The 15703-nt window shown below is 57.2% G+C and carries 13 protein-coding genes; 7 read left to right on the top strand and 6 right to left on the bottom strand.

All coding sequences use genetic code 11. From position 1 onward, the window contains the following. Nucleotides 1-3: 3 nt before the first annotated feature. Together K227x_RS10035 and K227x_RS10030 are read left to right on the top strand one after the other, a co-directional pair. Entirely contained in the window at nucleotides 4-597 is a 594-nt protein-coding gene (locus K227x_RS10035; protein ID WP_145169369.1) for a peroxiredoxin, read from the top strand. Nucleotides 598-696: 99 nt separating this feature from the next. Beyond that, nucleotides 697-1377: a hypothetical protein gene (locus K227x_RS10030; protein ID WP_145169368.1), complete on the top strand. Its 681-nt coding sequence runs from the start codon at nucleotides 697-699 to the stop codon at nucleotides 1375-1377. 235 nt (nucleotides 1378-1612) lie between these two features. Here the strand turns inward: K227x_RS10030 and K227x_RS10025 are convergent, their stop codons facing one another. The 5 genes from K227x_RS10025 to K227x_RS10005 form a co-directional block, all read right to left on the bottom strand. After that, nucleotides 1613-3136 carry a Gfo/Idh/MocA family protein gene (locus K227x_RS10025; RefSeq protein WP_145169367.1) on the bottom strand — a complete coding sequence of 508 codons (1524 nt, stop codon included), beginning with the start codon at nucleotides 3134-3136 and terminating at the stop codon, nucleotides 1613-1615. A gap of 119 nt (nucleotides 3137-3255) precedes the next feature. Continuing rightward, complete coding sequence (locus tag K227x_RS10020) at nucleotides 3256-4371, bottom strand: polyprenyl synthetase family protein (protein WP_218933895.1); 1116 nt, start codon at nucleotides 4369-4371, stop codon at nucleotides 3256-3258. Nucleotides 4372-4797: 426 nt separating this feature from the next. Further along, nucleotides 4798-6252: a sulfatase-like hydrolase/transferase gene (locus K227x_RS10015; protein WP_145169366.1), complete on the bottom strand. Its 1455-nt coding sequence runs from the start codon at nucleotides 6250-6252 to the stop codon at nucleotides 4798-4800. 435 nt (nucleotides 6253-6687) lie between these two features. Next, nucleotides 6688-7371, bottom strand: a complete 684-nt coding sequence (locus tag K227x_RS10010; protein ID WP_246146717.1) for a hypothetical protein — start codon at nucleotides 7369-7371, stop codon at nucleotides 6688-6690. A gap of 132 nt (nucleotides 7372-7503) precedes the next feature. After that, nucleotides 7504-8541, bottom strand: a complete 1038-nt coding sequence (locus K227x_RS10005; RefSeq protein WP_145169365.1) for an aldo/keto reductase — start codon at nucleotides 8539-8541, stop codon at nucleotides 7504-7506. A gap of 303 nt (nucleotides 8542-8844) precedes the next feature. Here K227x_RS10005 and K227x_RS10000 point away from each other — a divergent pair, with 303 nt between their 5' ends. Both K227x_RS10000 and K227x_RS09995 read left to right on the top strand, forming a co-directional pair. Continuing rightward, a complete protein-coding gene (locus K227x_RS10000; RefSeq protein ID WP_145177630.1) occupies nucleotides 8845-9684 on the top strand; it encodes an alpha/beta hydrolase in 840 nt (279 codons plus the stop codon). A gap of 32 nt (nucleotides 9685-9716) precedes the next feature. After that, complete coding sequence (locus K227x_RS09995) at nucleotides 9717-10856, top strand: 3-dehydroquinate synthase (RefSeq protein WP_145169364.1); 1140 nt, start codon at nucleotides 9717-9719, stop codon at nucleotides 10854-10856. A 185-nt stretch (nucleotides 10857-11041) separates the two neighbouring features. On the opposite strand, the gene K227x_RS09990 is transcribed toward K227x_RS09995, so the two are convergent. After that, nucleotides 11042-12145, bottom strand: coding sequence for a glucose 1-dehydrogenase (locus tag K227x_RS09990; RefSeq protein ID WP_145169363.1), 1104 nt, complete (start codon nucleotides 12143-12145; stop codon nucleotides 11042-11044). Nucleotides 12146-12555: 410 nt separating this feature from the next. On the opposite strand from K227x_RS09990, the gene K227x_RS09985 reads away from it, so the two are divergent. Genes K227x_RS09985 through sufB form a run of 3 tightly spaced genes read left to right on the top strand, consistent with a single transcriptional unit; the run spans nucleotide 12556 to nucleotide 15605 of the window. After that, nucleotides 12556-13260, top strand: coding sequence for a helix-turn-helix transcriptional regulator (locus K227x_RS09985; RefSeq protein ID WP_246146716.1), 705 nt, complete (start codon nucleotides 12556-12558; stop codon nucleotides 13258-13260). A 58-nt stretch (nucleotides 13261-13318) separates the two neighbouring features. Beyond that, nucleotides 13319-14134, top strand: a complete 816-nt coding sequence (sufC, locus tag K227x_RS09980) for a Fe-S cluster assembly ATPase SufC (RefSeq protein WP_145169361.1) — start codon at nucleotides 13319-13321, stop codon at nucleotides 14132-14134. A gap of 58 nt (nucleotides 14135-14192) precedes the next feature. Continuing rightward, nucleotides 14193-15605: a Fe-S cluster assembly protein SufB gene (sufB, locus tag K227x_RS09975; protein WP_145169360.1), complete on the top strand. Its 1413-nt coding sequence runs from the start codon at nucleotides 14193-14195 to the stop codon at nucleotides 15603-15605. Nucleotides 15606-15703 lie beyond the last annotated feature (98 nt).

Raw genomic sequence — 15703 nt, 5'->3', positions numbered from 1 at the left:
GCCATGAGCGTCCTGGTGACCCAACAAGCTCCCGATTTCACCGCCACCGCCGTGATGCCGGATGGACAATTCAAAGAAGTTTCGCTCAGCGATTACAAGGACCAGTACGTCCTGCTGTTCTTCTGGCCTTTGGACTTCACTTTCGTTTGTCCAACCGAAATCATCGCGTTCAGTGACCGAGCGAAAGATTTCGCCGACCTGGGTGTCCAGATCCTGGGCGTTTCGATCGACAGCCACTTCACCCACTTGGCGTGGACCAACACCGACCGAAACGAAGGCGGCATTGGCAAGACCGAGTACCCGTTGATCGCCGACCTGAACAAGCAGATCGCACGTGATTACGACGTCCTGCTAGACGGTGGCGTGGCGCTGCGTGGTTTGTTCCTGATCGACAAGAAGGGCACCGTTCGCCATCAAGTCGTCAACGATTTGCCATTGGGCCGCAGCGTCGACGAGGCACTGCGAATGGTCAAGGCACTTCAGTACTTCGAAACCAACGGCGAAGTCTGCCCAGCCAACTGGCAAGAAGGCAGCCGAACGATCAAGCCGGACGTCGCGAAGAGCAAAGAGTTCTTCGGCGCCGAATACGCCAAGTAACCACTGCGACCAGGAACAGCCTCGATCCGTTCGCTGAACGGAAACGGGGTGATCCAATTGGCTTTAGACTCTCTCTTTCCCCGCACTCCGATACGCGCCATGTGGAACACCGACCAACTTGGGATCGCATCTTGGCAATCCGAAGGATCGATTTGGCGATTCGACGCGCGGGGTGGAGAGCATGGCATTGGCATGCTGCCAACCGACGATGCATCCAGCGTCCGTCGATTGTCATTGTCCAGTGTTGACCAAGACCGTTTGCCGGTCGCCGCCGAACAGTTCATTCGGGGCGACCACTGGAACGTGAATTATCCTCAAGTGGATGGATCGTTCGCACTACGTTTGGCGTTCTGCCCGATCCAGACGACCGCCGACCGACTGGTGCTGGAAGTCTGCCTGTCGATTCAAACGGACCTGCTGGACACCAACCCCAAAATCGATATCGATGTGACGTGCGACGACATCGATTCGTTTGTCCCGGGTGACGCTTGGGGTAGCCCTCAGGTTCAGGGCAGTGGGTGTGCCCCGATATCGCTGGCCAAATCCAAGCAAGAATCGTTAGCGGTATTGCTGGGGCCGCACGACGGCCCGTTCACCACCAACCTCTCCACCGATTCGCTGCTACGACTGCGGCTGTTCGGCGAGTTTCTTGAAAAAGGTGTGATCCGAAAAGGACGCCCCTGGATCGTGATCGATCGCAGCGGGAACGTGCCCAGCGAATCGGATTTGGTTCCCCTGTGGGACCAATTGTGCAGCAGCCCGCTGCCGCTGACGCCGTAGACAAAAACGAGCACGACGTCCACCGATCAAGCGCCCGATCACGTATTCGTTGCGTAGCGCAAGTCGCCAAGACTTTCGGCAATTCCCACTGCCGAAACCACTGCCGAGTTCCGCTACGCAACGAGTGCGAACACGAGTGTCGTTCGTCGTTGCCCCATTTTCGGGTAGCGGATCCTGCGGTGAATCTTGCGCAGGACCCGAATTGGGCTACCCGAAAATCAGATGCCGGAACGAACTAGACGTTTTCGGCTGATGGCACTTCGAAGCCTTCGCGGTAGTTGCGAGTCAGCAACGAATTGGCGGCGTTGTTGTCGACAAACTTTTCAGTCTCGTTGTCGAACTTCAGCACGGGACCAAGCGACAGCGGGGTCTTGTCCAGATCCACACCGTTGGATTCCAGGTGCTTGACCGTTTCCGCCAGCGTTTCGGAGTTGTCATCCAAGCTCTTCACACCCGAGACGACCTTTTCGATTTCGCCGACGGATGCTTTATTGCTTTCGCCAAGGTAATAGGAAATGTTCCCCAGGTGGCTGACACCTGCCGAGAGGTGACCGGTCATCGCGTTGGCATTCAGGGTTGCTGCATCGCGGGACAGACAGGCATCGATAAAGTTGGCAAAGTGATCATCGCCAACGCTGGTCTTTGCTCGGAACTCTTGCGTCAGGTTCATGTCTTTGTCGAACACTTTGCAGTGGTTGTACGAGACCTGTGCGACGTAGCCTTCGCTGCCGTAGAAAATGACGCCGATCTTGTTGCCGCCGCCCTTGCCGAACATGGCATCCACCACGGGGCCAGCCGATTCGGTGACATCCAAGCCGCGGGTTTCGAACACCAAACACTTGTCGCCGTAATCGTAAATCGATACTTCGGTGTTGGCGGTGTCACCGGCATCGACATAGCGAGGATCTTTCCGCTCGGCATCGTAACCCAGTCGGCCGCCGTAGCTGAAGATCGACTGCGGGTGACGATCGACGCCCAAGCCCCAACGAGCGATATCGGTTTGGTGCGGGCCTTGGTTTCCCAAGTCGCCGTTGCCGTAGTGACGTTGCCAGTGCCAATCGTAGTGGAACTGTTGACGGGTCAACTTCGGATCAGTGTAGGTCGCCGGACCACACCACAATTCGAAATCAACGTCTTTAGGCACCGGATAGTTGCCGAGCGCACCGATCGATTTGCGACGCTTGTAACACAGGCCGCGAGCAAAATTGACTTCGCCGACTCCGCCATCGGCGATGAACTTAGCAGCGTCGATGCAGGCACCGCTGCTGCGACACTGGGTTCCGGTCTGGAACATCCGGCCGTACTTATCGGCGGCGGCGACCAACGCACGTCCTTCGTGAATGTTGTGGCTGATCGGTTTTTCGATGTAAACGTCTTTGCCTGCTTGCATCGCCCACACACCCATCAGGGCGTGCCAATGGTTGGGCGTGGCACAGGACAGAATGTCAAAATCTCCGGACGCCAATGCATCGCGAACATCGACGTAAACCTCGGGCGCTTTGCCCTGCAATTCCTTGATCTGGTCGGCTCGTCGTTTGCCAACCGCAGGATCCACGTCCACGATCGCTCGGATTGTCGTGCGAGGATCTTTGTTGAATCCGCGGATGTGTTCGCCACCGCGGCCATTCGCGCCCACGACACAGACGCCGAGCTGTTCGTTGGGACCGGGGGTTTGAGCCACAGAAACGCGAGACGTGGCGGCAACGGCGACGGCCGATGCAGCAACCGACGTGAATTGACGGCGATTCAATCTTGACATAGTGATCGTTTGGGGTGGGACGTTAAATGGCGGGAAGGTGCAACAGCACGCCATTATGCCATGAAATCGTCTTCGGTGGTACGATCTGCCCCCGAAAACTGTGGCAACCTTTCGCCCCCCTAGAATCGCCGGTCCACACTGAAATCAGCAATTGCCATCAACGACGCCTTGGCCGGCGACTTTTCCAGGAATCCAAGTTCCCGGATCGCTTCGGATCGAAACTGCTGGGCCGTGGCCTCGGTGTACTCTCGGGCGTCGCTATTGGCCAAAAACGGACGGATCGCGGCAACCCGGTCAGCGGCCGGGCCACGCAGAATCGATTCGATTCGTTGTCGGTCTTGATCCGATGCGGTGGCCAACAACCGAATCATGGGCAGCGTGACCTTGCCCTGTTCGATATCCGTCCCCAGCGTCTTGCCGACCGTTTCATCGTCACCCCACAGATCCAAGTAGTCATCAGCGATCTGGAAGGCGATTCCAATCGCATTTCCGTAGCGTCCAAACGCAGCGATTTGATCGTCGTTGGCCCCACTGTGGTGGGCCCCTAATTCGCAGGCGACCCGGCAAAGTTCAGCCGTCTTGCCACGGATCATGTCAAAGTAGGTGTCTTGGTCCAGGTCCAGCGAATCTCGCCCTAAAACCTGACGCATTTCCCCTTCGCAGACCAATCGCGCAGCTTCGCCGATCCAACGACACGCGGTCGTGGACGACAGTGTCGCCGCCAATCGATAGCTTTGGGCAAACAGGTAATCGCCCAACAAGATGCTGGTGTGATTGCTCCATTTGGCGTTGACCGTCGCGACGTGCCGCCGGGTTGCGGCTTCATCCAACACATCGTCGTGGATCAACGTCGCGGTGTGCACCATTTCGATCACCGTGCCCAGCACGACATGATCGTCCGAAACCGTTCCCAAACTGGATCCGACCAACAACACCAATGCAGGTCGCAACCGTTTGCCGCCCAACTGAGTGCCATGGCGAAGCAGTTCACCGACACTTTCGTAGGGACTTTGCAGTTCCAACAAAATCCGATCTTCGACGGCTGACAAGGGATCCTGGATGGGACCGTAGAGTCGTCCGAAAAAATCGCGAGCGGACATGCTTGGCGATGAATCACGACGGGGCGGGCCAGTCGATGAATCGCCGGATCCCTGGGGCGCGTCCGCCGAACGCCCCTGCGGGTCGCAGGAGGCGGGAATCGATCCGTTGATGCGGGTAGCGGAAGTCAGATCCATCTCGGGTGATCTTCGTTGAGGGCAATTTTGGCGGCAGAGAACTTTCGACGTCAAGGGAATCGCAGCAGCGATGCCATTCGTCGTGATGGTTTCTTAACCGTTTCCTGACCGGAAGCGTAACGGATTCAAACCAGGTTCAAATCCCCCCGTGGAATCAGCCGCTGCGTTGGCCCGGCCATGCCCCCGTCATGCATTCGCCGAATCGCTAGCGAATCGCCGATCGATCGCCGACCACCGGCCACGTTCACCCCCTCACCGCCCGGGGCTTCACGACGGCCCGGCGAGGGCCGGATAGCGGCTAGCGGCTAGCGGCCTGCTGACTTGGTCGCTGTCGAGAAAGTAGCGATGAAATCACAACCCGCAACGTCAGCGCGTGGCGGAATCGAATCCCTCGCTTGCACATCGGGTTACTCAACCAGCAGGCGGCTAGCGGCGCCGATCAATGGCTGGATCAATGGCTGGATCAATGGCTGGATCAATGGCTGGATCAACGGCTGGATCGACGGGGGTACCCGTTTCATCCACCAACGGTGGTTCGTCGACACCAGCCATTTGTTCCGCGATGACCAAGCTTAATCGTTTGGCTGCCGCACGGTCGTCGTCGTTCCAATCGTCGCGATCGATCAATGTTTCCTGTAACGGAAGATCGGACAGACGAAACAGGCGGCCGTCGCGAAACAGCTTGTGGCCACGATCCACCGCGAACACGCTGCGTGTGAAAGCGTCCTTGTCCCAGCCCGGACGCGGGTCGTACCAAAAGAACGCTGCCGGGCGATCCACCGTCGGCGCACCCAACAGATCCCCTTTGAAACTGATGCCGTCCAATTGCTGGTCATCCGGCACGGTCGCGCCGACGACTTCCAATAGGGTCGGCACAAAGTCCGATGCATCGACAATCCGATTGCTGACCGAGGGGCGGATGTGTCCGGGCCACTTCGCGATCAGCGGCACGTGGATACCGGTCTGCGTGGTCAGTCCTTTTCCACCGCTGACCACTCGCCCGTCATCCATCGACGACCGGACCTGTTGGTGAGTTCCGTTGTCGCCATAGAAGATCACCAGCGTGGACTGGTCCAGATCGCGTTGTTTCAATCCGTCCAACAATCGCCCCACCGCCGTGTCCATGTACTGGATCATGTCCTTTGCAAACTTTGGATCCTGGGCCGGTGGCGGAAGCGATGGATCCCAACCTGGCGACGCAGGCGTGGGTTCAAACGGATGATGCGGCAGGGCCATCGGGTAATAGACGAACGTCGGCTGACCCTTGTGTTGGTCAAAGAACGTCAAAATCTGTTCGACCCAAATGTCGGTCCCGTAACGGCCGGCATAAGTTTTCAATTCGCCATCGCTGCCGGCCAATCCCTCTAGCATCGTGGGGTTGGCGTAGCGAGATCCTTTGTCTTCGGTGTGCAGCGAATGGAACAATGCGTACTGGTCGAACCCGGCATCCTTGGGATGCATGCCGGTGGCACGCCGCAGGTCAGCACTGGGGTAGTCGGGCGGGTCATACGATTGCAGCTGCCACTTCCCAAAGATGCCGGTCGCGTAGCCGGCTGATTTCATACGGTGACCGAACGTCGTTTGATCCGGTGGCAAGATCCCAAACGATCGCCAATTGCGATGGTTGTATTTCCCCGTCATCAGCTGCACGCGAGTGGGTGTGCAAAGCGGCTGGGCAAAGGCGTGGGTGAAACGAATGCCGTCGTCAGCCATCCGGTCCAAATTTGGCGTCTGATACGAAGTTCCGCCGTAACAGCCAAGCCCTTCGATCCCGATGTCGTCGGCCATGATCAACAGGACATTGGGTTGGTCGGCGGCAAGCGCCGATAGCCCCCCCTGCAAACATGCCAAAAAGAAAAGGCAGCGAATGGAGACGTTCATGGGCAGCATCACACGGGGACGAGGATCAGATCAGTTCGTTCAGAAATGATAACCGCTGACGACCTAGGGCTTGGGACGGCGCCCCATTCTTCTTGCGATCCATTTTAAGGGCCACCAACCTTTGCACCCGATAGATCGCAAACGGATCGCTTGGCAAACGCGCGACCACGATCGGACCATCGACTGTCATTGCAGGCCAATGGGGATAGAAAATGGAAGGGTTTTAAAGTTTGCCGGTGGAGATTTTGGCGATCCCACGATTGCCGGCTAGAGCGAGCCAGAGGCCAGAATCGATTCGGTTGAAGAGGAGTTCAAAATCTTAAACTCGAACTTAAACTCGAACTCGAACTTTTCCTCCGAGCGCAACATCAACAGACCCGAGGCCGACGGCTCGACTGGCATCACGCCCACTGACGCGGCCGGCGATCGACCGGATTACTCGGGGTAGACCGGATGAAATCCGCCATCGTTGGGCGCGATCTGGTAGGGAGAGCCCGGGCCTGCGGCAGAGTGATTCGGCCGATTGGGGCGGACACCGCCTTGGCCTGCCGGATAACCCCCACGTCCTTGCCCCGATATACCGGGACCACGGGATGGGTGACCGGCGCCACCGGGTGGATAACCTGAACCACGAGGAGGAAATCCTGCACCGCTGGGCGGGTAGCCTGCGCCACCCGATCCCGGACCGTAGCCAGGGTAAACACCGCCGAGCCCAAGATTCAGGCCCGCATAGGGTGGTCCCCAATTCGGATATGGCGAACTGTAGGGGCGGTAAGGAAACTGCCATTCACCATAGGGACGAACCGGTTCGCCCCATGCTTCGACCCGATGGTAATTGTCGGCCGACGGCCCGTAGTTCAGCGAACTGCGAGTGTGCGTGTAGCCGCTGGTCCGAAAATTCGAAACCGCGGGTGCGACTGGTGCCGCGACCGGTGCGTACTGACTGACTCGCATCCCGGTGGCCGGGTCATGGGAATACGTGCTGGGGTGCGTCAACCAATCCGACGCTGATACCGACGTTGGATTGCCAGCGATGATGCAGGCGAATCCAACCAGTACCAATCCCAACCAGGTTGCCGGGCGCAGTCTGTCCGATGGTCGCAGTGCAGACGAATGCACGGCGAATGTTCGGCCAGCGATGAGGGAGACGACGGGTGAAGGCATGAACGCCAAAATAGTTCGCGTTTTCGCGACAGGCGTTCATTCGATCCACTTTTCTGGTCCAGCATCCCAAAGCCGTCCCTCCAATCCCTACAACCGTCGTAACCCGTCTTCGGTCATCGGTGTGGGGATCTCCGCATCGACCTGATCGATACGATCCATCGTCTCGGAATCCAAAATCAGGTCCTTGGCGGCCAACGATTCGACCAATTGGTCGATCGAAGTTGCCCCGATGATCGTGGATGCGACGAAGTCATGTTGGCGACTCCAAGCCACTGCCAATGCGGTGACCGAGACACCGATCGAATCCGCAATCTGGGCAAGTCGCCGTGTTGTTTCCACCGTACGATCGTTCACAAACCGGCTAGCCATCTTTTTCTGACGCTCGTTTCCGTCCGTCAGATAAGCAGAAAAACGAGCTCCGGGCGGCGGACCATTTTCGTACTTGCCCGTCAAAACCCCGCCGCCCAGTGGCGAATAGGGCAGCAAGCTGACGCCTTCGCGGCGACACACCTGAGCCAGTTCGCTCTCGCAACGGCGATTGATCAAACTGAAATTGTTCTGAACCGTCTGATATCGATCGACATTGTAGGCATCGGCCGCCCACAAGCTTTTCATCAGCCCCCAACTGGTTTCGTTGCTGCACCCGATGACGCGAACTTTGCCTTGGTCACGAAGTTCCGTCAGCACGCCCAACACTTCTTCGTAGGGCAGGCCATGATCGGGCCAGTGGATCTGGTACAGATCGATGTAGTCCGTGCCCAACCGGCGAAGCGAATCTTCGCAGGCGGTGACGATTTGGCGGCGATCCAGTGCGGTCTTGCCGTGCCGGACCGGGGGGGTGAACCAACCGTGGCCGGGACCGGTGACCTTTGTCGCGACAATGACGGCCTGGCGTGGCTTGGTTTTCAGCCACCGCCCGAAAATTTCTTCGGTCACGCCGAACGATTCTTCTTGGGGTGGCACCGGATAGATTTCTGCGGCGTCAAAGAAATCGATCCCCTCGTCCCAGGCGTGGTCGCAAATCTCGTGACTGGTCTTTTCGTCGCACTGAGATCCGAACGTCATCGTGCCCATGCAGATGTCGGATACCACCAAACCGCTGCCGCCAAGTCGTCGTCGCTGCATCAAATCGTTTTCACAACAGAGAAAATCAGATGTGGAAGTGGGGGGCCGAAAACCAGCCGGACAGCAAAAATTCGCCCCCGTATCGCTGTAACCTCAGCGATCGCTGTTAGAATAGCGGAACGGTGCCAATCCTCCCACGCACCCTGCCTGCCTCCCCCCCCACCCATTCACGTTGTCGCCGCAAACATGAATCCCACCTGCCGCCTTTTGCCCGGCCTGCGTTTCGCTGGTTTCTCAAGCCCCAGCCTGCTGCTCGCTGGATGCCTGTTGTTGATTTCCGGATCATCCAACCTGCCCCACCTGATGGCGGCTGAACCGGAACGCTACCAACACGGCCCCGATTCCCAGCCCAATGATTCGGTTCCGCATGGCCAAGTCACCCAACACAGGCTCGACGACAGCACCGTCTATCCAGGCACTCGTCGACGCTATTCGGTTTACGTGCCGGATCAATACGACGGCAAAACCCCAGCCGCTTTGATGGTGTTCCAGGACGGACACGCGTTCGAAGGGACCAAGGGCGATTTTCGTTTGCCAGTCGTGTTCGACAACCTGATCGCCAAGGGCGACATGCCGGTCACCATCGCGGTGATGGTGGACCCCGGCCACAAAGGAGAACTCGGCCCCAAGCGTGGATGGAGCCCGACCCCGTCGAACCGCAGCGTCGAATACGACACCGTCAGCGGCGACTATGCCGAGTTTCTGTTGAAGGATCTGCTGCCGATCGTCGAAAAAGACTATCGGATCACCAAGAACCCGGAACTGCGTGCCATCTGTGGAAACAGCAGCGGTGGGATCTGTGCGTTTTCAGTCGCGTGGAATCGTCCCGATTCGTTCCGCAAAGTACTTAGCCACATCGGCAGCTTCACCGACATTCGCGGCGGCCACGATTACCAAGCCCAAGTACGTAAGTCCGACAAGAAGCCGCTGCGGATCCTGTTGCAAGACGGTTCCGGAGACCTTGACAATCGTTACGGCAACTGGCCGCTTGCGAATCAACAGTTGGCCAAGTCCCTGGCGTTCGCAGATTACGACTACAAGTTCGTTTATGGTACGGGCGGCCACAACGGCAACCATGGCGGAGCGATCTTTCCCGATTCGCTGCGATGGTTGTGGCGTGGATGGACCAACGAAACGCACTAGACGAAACGTACTAGAAAATATCTGCCGACTTGATGCCTGATCTTTCGAAAAATAACGACCGTTCGTTTGCAGTGCCGTTTGTGCATCGCTTGCGAGTGACAAACGACGTGGCTGGCCGCGACTTCGATGCGCTTCAAAACCTGTTGGAGTGTGGCGAAGCCGGACCAGCGCGCGTGCTGCTGATTGGCGAGTCGGTCTTGGAACCGATCGCCCAACGTCTCTCGTCGCGCTTGGCCGCTGCACCGGAGGTCGACTTAGTCACACCGTTGACGATGGTCGATGGCGGCGAAGCGATCAAAAATGGCGAATCGATGCTTCGTCAGATGTTGGACAAGATCAACCAATATGGCCTGGATCGACGCAGCTACATCATCGCCGTCGGTGGCGGAGCGATGTTGGATGCCGTCGGATTCGCCGCCGCAATCGCGCACCGCGGGATTCGTTTGATCCGCATCCCGTCAACCGTCTTGGCTCAAGCCGATTCCGGCGTGGGCGTCAAAAACGCGATCAACTACTTCGAAAAGAAGAACTGGATCGGAACGTTTGCCGTTCCCTGGGCGGTCGTCAACGACATGTCGATTTTGTCGACGCTTCCCAATCGCGATTTCCACAGCGGATTCAGTGAAGCGGTCAAGGTCGCACTGCTGAAAGATCGTAGCCAATTTCTGTGGCTGTGCGATCGCGCCCAACTAATCCATGACCGCGAAACCGCGACCACGCAAAAGGCGATCCATCAATCTTGCTTGTCGCACTTGGACCATATCACCGAAGGCGGCGACCCTTTCGAAATGCTAGAGGCGCGTCCGCTGGATTTCGGCCACTGGTCGGCGCACCGACTAGAACCACTGACTCAATACAGCCTTCGCCATGGCGAAGCGGTCGCGATCGGCGTCGCGATTGACTGCCTGTATTCGGTCAAAAAGCACGGATTCCCGGCGGCCGATGCCGATCGTGTCATCCACTGTTTGACGACGATGGGCATGAAACTTTGGCACGATTCGATCCACCCGATCGATCGACTGCTGCAAGGCCTAGAGGAGTTCCGCCAACACCTGGGCGGCCGTCTGACCATCACGATGCTAAAAGCCGTCGGCGAACCCATCAACGTGCATGAAATCGATTCGGATGCCATGCGAGAAGCGATCGAAACGCTGGCCAGTCGCTGCAGTTGAATCGTGCACTAGAGACGTTGGGTTCGACGACTCGAGTTGGGATGGTCGGTGAGGGGCCGAAATTAGATCGGTGCATGCGACGCCCGTAGGATGGCCTTTCTAGGCCGTCTTGCACGCTGAATCCACACCAACGACGGCCTGGAAAGGCCGTCCTACGTTTGCCGATTGGGGCACTGGGTTGTGGTCTATTCGTCGGCGACGTTGACGAACACTTTTAGTGCGTCATCGTCTTCGACCAACAGACGCATCATTTCGGCGTAGTTGTCTAACCCATCGACCGGGTTGGTCAGGATTTTGGCCAACACGCCGGGGTACATCATGTCGCCCAGTGCTAGGTCACGGATGCCGCTTTCGAAGTGTGTTCGGTTCGCGTTCACACTTCCTAGCAACAACTTATTGCCAAGCACCCAATCCAAGTTGATGTTGTCCGATGGGATCTCGGTCTTCTTGTCGCCGCCGGTGATTCCCGTCCAGACCACCACGCCATTGTGTCCGACGTGCTCCATCGCTTCGAACGCCAATCGGCTGCTGCCGGTCGCGTCGACGATCAAGTCTGGTTTGCCAGTCTGTTTGACCAGATCCGCAAGAGGCGTCTGCTTGGTACTGACGTAGGTCGCTTCCATTCCTTCGACGATCTCGGACTTTAGGTTGGGTCCTTCGCCGCGGGCGATCGTGAAGACTTCGAGTCCTTGAAGTTTCAGCACCAACGTCGCCAGCAAACCAATCTGGCCCGCCCCTTGGACGTAGGCCAACTTGGGACGCCAAACCTTCATTCGACGTTGGGCTTCGTAAGCCTGATGAATCGCCTTGGCAGCACAGCTCATCGGTTCCATCAGCACGTGCAAGTGCTTCAGGCCCGCAGGAACTCGGACGATGTACTCTTCTTCGTCGACAAAGTACTCCGTCAAAAAACCGTGGCGAAGATTGATCCCGCGCTCGTAATAGGTTTCTTCGCTGGTCATGTCGTTGGTGCCGATCAGGTCATAGATCGATCCACCCGGACGACGCACCGTCGCGGTGACAAAGTCACCCGGTTTGACTCGCTTGACGTTTGGACCGACCGCTTCGACGATCCCGAAACTCTCGTGACCGATCACCAAATGCTTGTCGCCGGTCGGCGCGTTGCCGTACAGCGCGTCATTGATTTCGCGATCCGTAGCATCCACACCAACCTTCAACACTTTCACCAACACACCCAAACCATCGTCGACCTGATCAAGAGTCGGCTTTTCGATATCGGTCAGGTGGACGCTGTGGGGGGTTCCGGGGGTAACAGCGACAGCTTTCATGTCAGAAACTCAAGCGACTCGGGAAGGGTTGGATAGAAAGGCCAGCGGCGGTATTTGGCGTGAAAACGCACACAGTTCACCTGTCTTGATGCACTCATTTGCCATTTCCACCGGCGGTAGGCAGGGATGGTATCAGGCAGGGCAAGTCTGCGTGAGAGGGGATCTGAGACCGATTAACGGCCAAATCGTCGCAGTAACAGCCAATTGAAGGCTAAGAAACGACCGCTGCGGGCGTCTTGGGGATCTCTGAATCGCAATCGCTCAGCATTTTTCGCTACGGATCTTGTCAAAAATAGCAAACTGCGTAACAGTTAGGGCACAGCAGTCGCTGAATCGATCACGTCAAGAATGGATCGGCGGCACGCATTACTGGACATTCCAACGGTCCTTTCGTCCACCCCATGGATGCCATGTCTCACTCCGCTCCACTGACCGAAGAACTGCGAACAGTCGATCGCAAGTTGCTGCTGGCGATGCGGGGTGGCGACGCGATTGGCGTTGGTGAACTGACGGATATCCTGGGCGTGACGGCGACAGCGATCCGGCAACGGATCGAGCGATTGTTGGAATTGGGCCTGATCGATCGCGAAAAATTGGTCGCTGGCCGGGGACGCCCTACGTACAAGTATTTCCTAACGGTCGCCGGGCATAGTGCGGCGGGTGCGAACCCGGTCGAACTGGCCGATTCGATGTGGCGGGAAATCCTGTTGATCGAAGACCAACCGGTTCGTCGTCAAGTTCTAAGCGGTGTAGCGTCGCGGTTGGGCAAGAAATTTGCCGCCGAGATGGGCACCGATGGTGACACGAACGAATCGCTGGAAAGTCGCATCACCCGACTTTCCGAGGTCATGACCGCTCGCCACATGGTGACGGTGGTTACCCAGACCGGTGAATTGCCGGTTCTGGATATCGGGGCCTGCCCGTATCCGTCGTTGACTGGCACGACGGACGATCGAGCGATGTGTCGATTAGAAGAAGAGATGATCTCCGAAGCGCTCGGAACGCCGGTTCATCTAAGCAGTTGCCGACTCGACGGTGACTCGTGCTGTCAGTTCTCGGCCGCGGGGTCCCAATCGGATACCGCAGAGTCCAGTGCAGCGACTGACAAAGCCTAAACAATCCATTTTTGCAACAACTTTAGATCCATACCACTCAGTTAGATAACGGTTCAAGATGACACACGTTTTGAAAATCGAAAACCTGCAAGTTTCAGTCGGCGACAAGCCCATCCTTCGCGGCGTCAACCTGACGATCAATCACGGCGAAACACACGCTTTGATGGGCCCCAACGGTAGCGGCAAAAGCACGCTTGGTTTGGCCATCATGGGACACCCAGGCTACACCGTGACCGGTGGATCGATTTCGTTGGACGGTGAAAACGTCTTGGAAATGGCACCTGACGAACGAGCCCGCAAGGGAATCTTCATGGCCTTCCAACGCCCGATGGCGATCCCTGGCGTCAAGATGGCTGACTTCCTTCGTCATGCCACCACGAACGTACGCCGCCCGGACCGCAAAGAAGGCGAAGAACTGATTCCGATGCGGGAATTCCGCAAGGAACTGAAGGACAAGATGGCTCACCTGCAAATGGACGTCGAGTTCGCTCGTCGCTATGTCAACGACGGCTTCTCGGGTGGCGAAATGAAGCGAGCCGAGATCCTGCAATTGGCAATGCTGCAGCCAAAGTTTGCGATCTTGGACGAAACCGACAGCGGCCTGGACGCCGACGCGGTCCGATTGGCTAGCGAGTCGATTGCAGACATCGGCCATAAAAAAATGGGCCTACTGATCATCACTCACCACGACAAGTTGTTGGTCCACAACCCGCCACAGTACACCCACGTGATGTTGGGCGGACGGTTGGTCGAAACCGGTGGCAAAGAACTGGCCGAAGAACTGCACGAAAAGGGCTACGAGCGAATTCGCAATGCGTACCCGGACGCCGAAGCCGCCAACCAAGAAATGTTGGCCGAAGAAACCGCCGTCTAAACAGACTGTCGTTTCGCCCACCGATCCATTTACCGAACATCAACTTTAGGAATACGACATGGCTACGGACATTACCGAATCAGAAGCCGACCAAGTCGGTGAAATCAACAAGTACAACTTCCGCACCGAAACCACCGGTGTTTTCAAAGCCAAGAAAGGCTTGAACAAGGAAGTCGTGCACCAGATTTCGGATATCAAAAACGAACCGGACTGGATGCGTAAGTTCCGACTCGATTCGCTGAAGATCTTTGAAGAACGTCCGATGCCCACCTGGGGCGGATCGATCGACATCGATTTCCAAGACATCTTCTATTACCTGAAACCGACCGCCGGACAGGGCAAGACCTGGGACGACGTTCCTCAGGAAATCAAAGACACGTTCGACAAGCTGGGAATTCCCGAAGCCGAGAAGAAATTCCTCTCCGGCGTGAAGGCTCAGTTCGAAAGCGAAGTGATCTACGGTTCGCTCGAAGAAGACTTGGCCAAACAGGGCGTTATCTTTACCGATACCGACACCGCCGTTCGGGAACACCCTGAATTGCTGCGTGAATACTTCGGCAAGATCATCCCGCCAAACGACAACAAGTTTGCGGCTCTGAACAGCGCCGTATGGTCGGGTGGATCGTTCATCTATGTGCCCAAGGGCGTTCACATTGATTTCCCACTGCAAGCATATTTCCGCATCAACGCGGAAAGCATGGGACAGTTCGAACGCACATTGATCATCGTCGATGAAGGTGCCAGCGTTCACTACGTCGAAGGCTGCACCGCCCCGATGTATTCGACCGAAAGTCTGCACAGTGCGGTCGTCGAAGTCGTCGCCAAACGCAATTCGCGTTGCCGCTACACGACGATCCAAAACTGGGCCAACAACATCTACAACCTGGTCACCAAGCGTGCCTATGCGTACGGCGACGCGACCATGGAATGGGTGGACGGCAACCTGGGCAGCAAGCTGACCATGAAGTACCCAGCGGTCCACATGATGGAACCGGGCGCCCGTGGCGAGATCCTGTCGATCGCGTTTTCTAGCGCCGGGCAACACCAAGACGCTGGCGCCAAACTGGTTCACGCGGCCCCCAACACGACGGGCCAAATCATCAGTAAGAGCATCAGCAAGAACGGTGGCCGCAGCAGCTATCGCGGGTTGGTCAAGGTCGAACCGGGTGCTCACAACAGCAAGAACAACGTCGTTTGCGACGCTCTGATTCTGGATCCGGAAAGCCGCAGCGATACGTACCCGTACATCGAAATCGCTGAACAAGACGTTCAGATCGGTCACGAAGCGAGCGTTTCGCGAATCGGCGAAGAACAGATGTTCTATCTGCTAAGTCGCGGGCTGACCGAACAGGAAGCCAGCACGATGATCGTCAACGGTTTCATCGAACCACTGGTGAAAGAGTTGCCGATGGAATACGCCATCGAAATGAATCGACTGATTCAACTGCAAATGGAAGGCAGCGTCGGCTAACCCGACGTTCCAATCCCATCACCGGCGATGGCGCTCACCCCGCGTCGCCGGCGCAGAATCGGTCCTCCACTTACTCGCTTTACTTCGTGCAACCAACC

Origin of the sequence: Rubripirellula lacrimiformis (assembly GCF_007741535.1) — a bacterium.
GTDB classification, from domain to species: Bacteria; Planctomycetota; Planctomycetia; order Pirellulales; family Pirellulaceae; genus Rubripirellula; species Rubripirellula lacrimiformis.
This window is presented reverse-complemented; position numbering and strand designations above follow the sequence as displayed.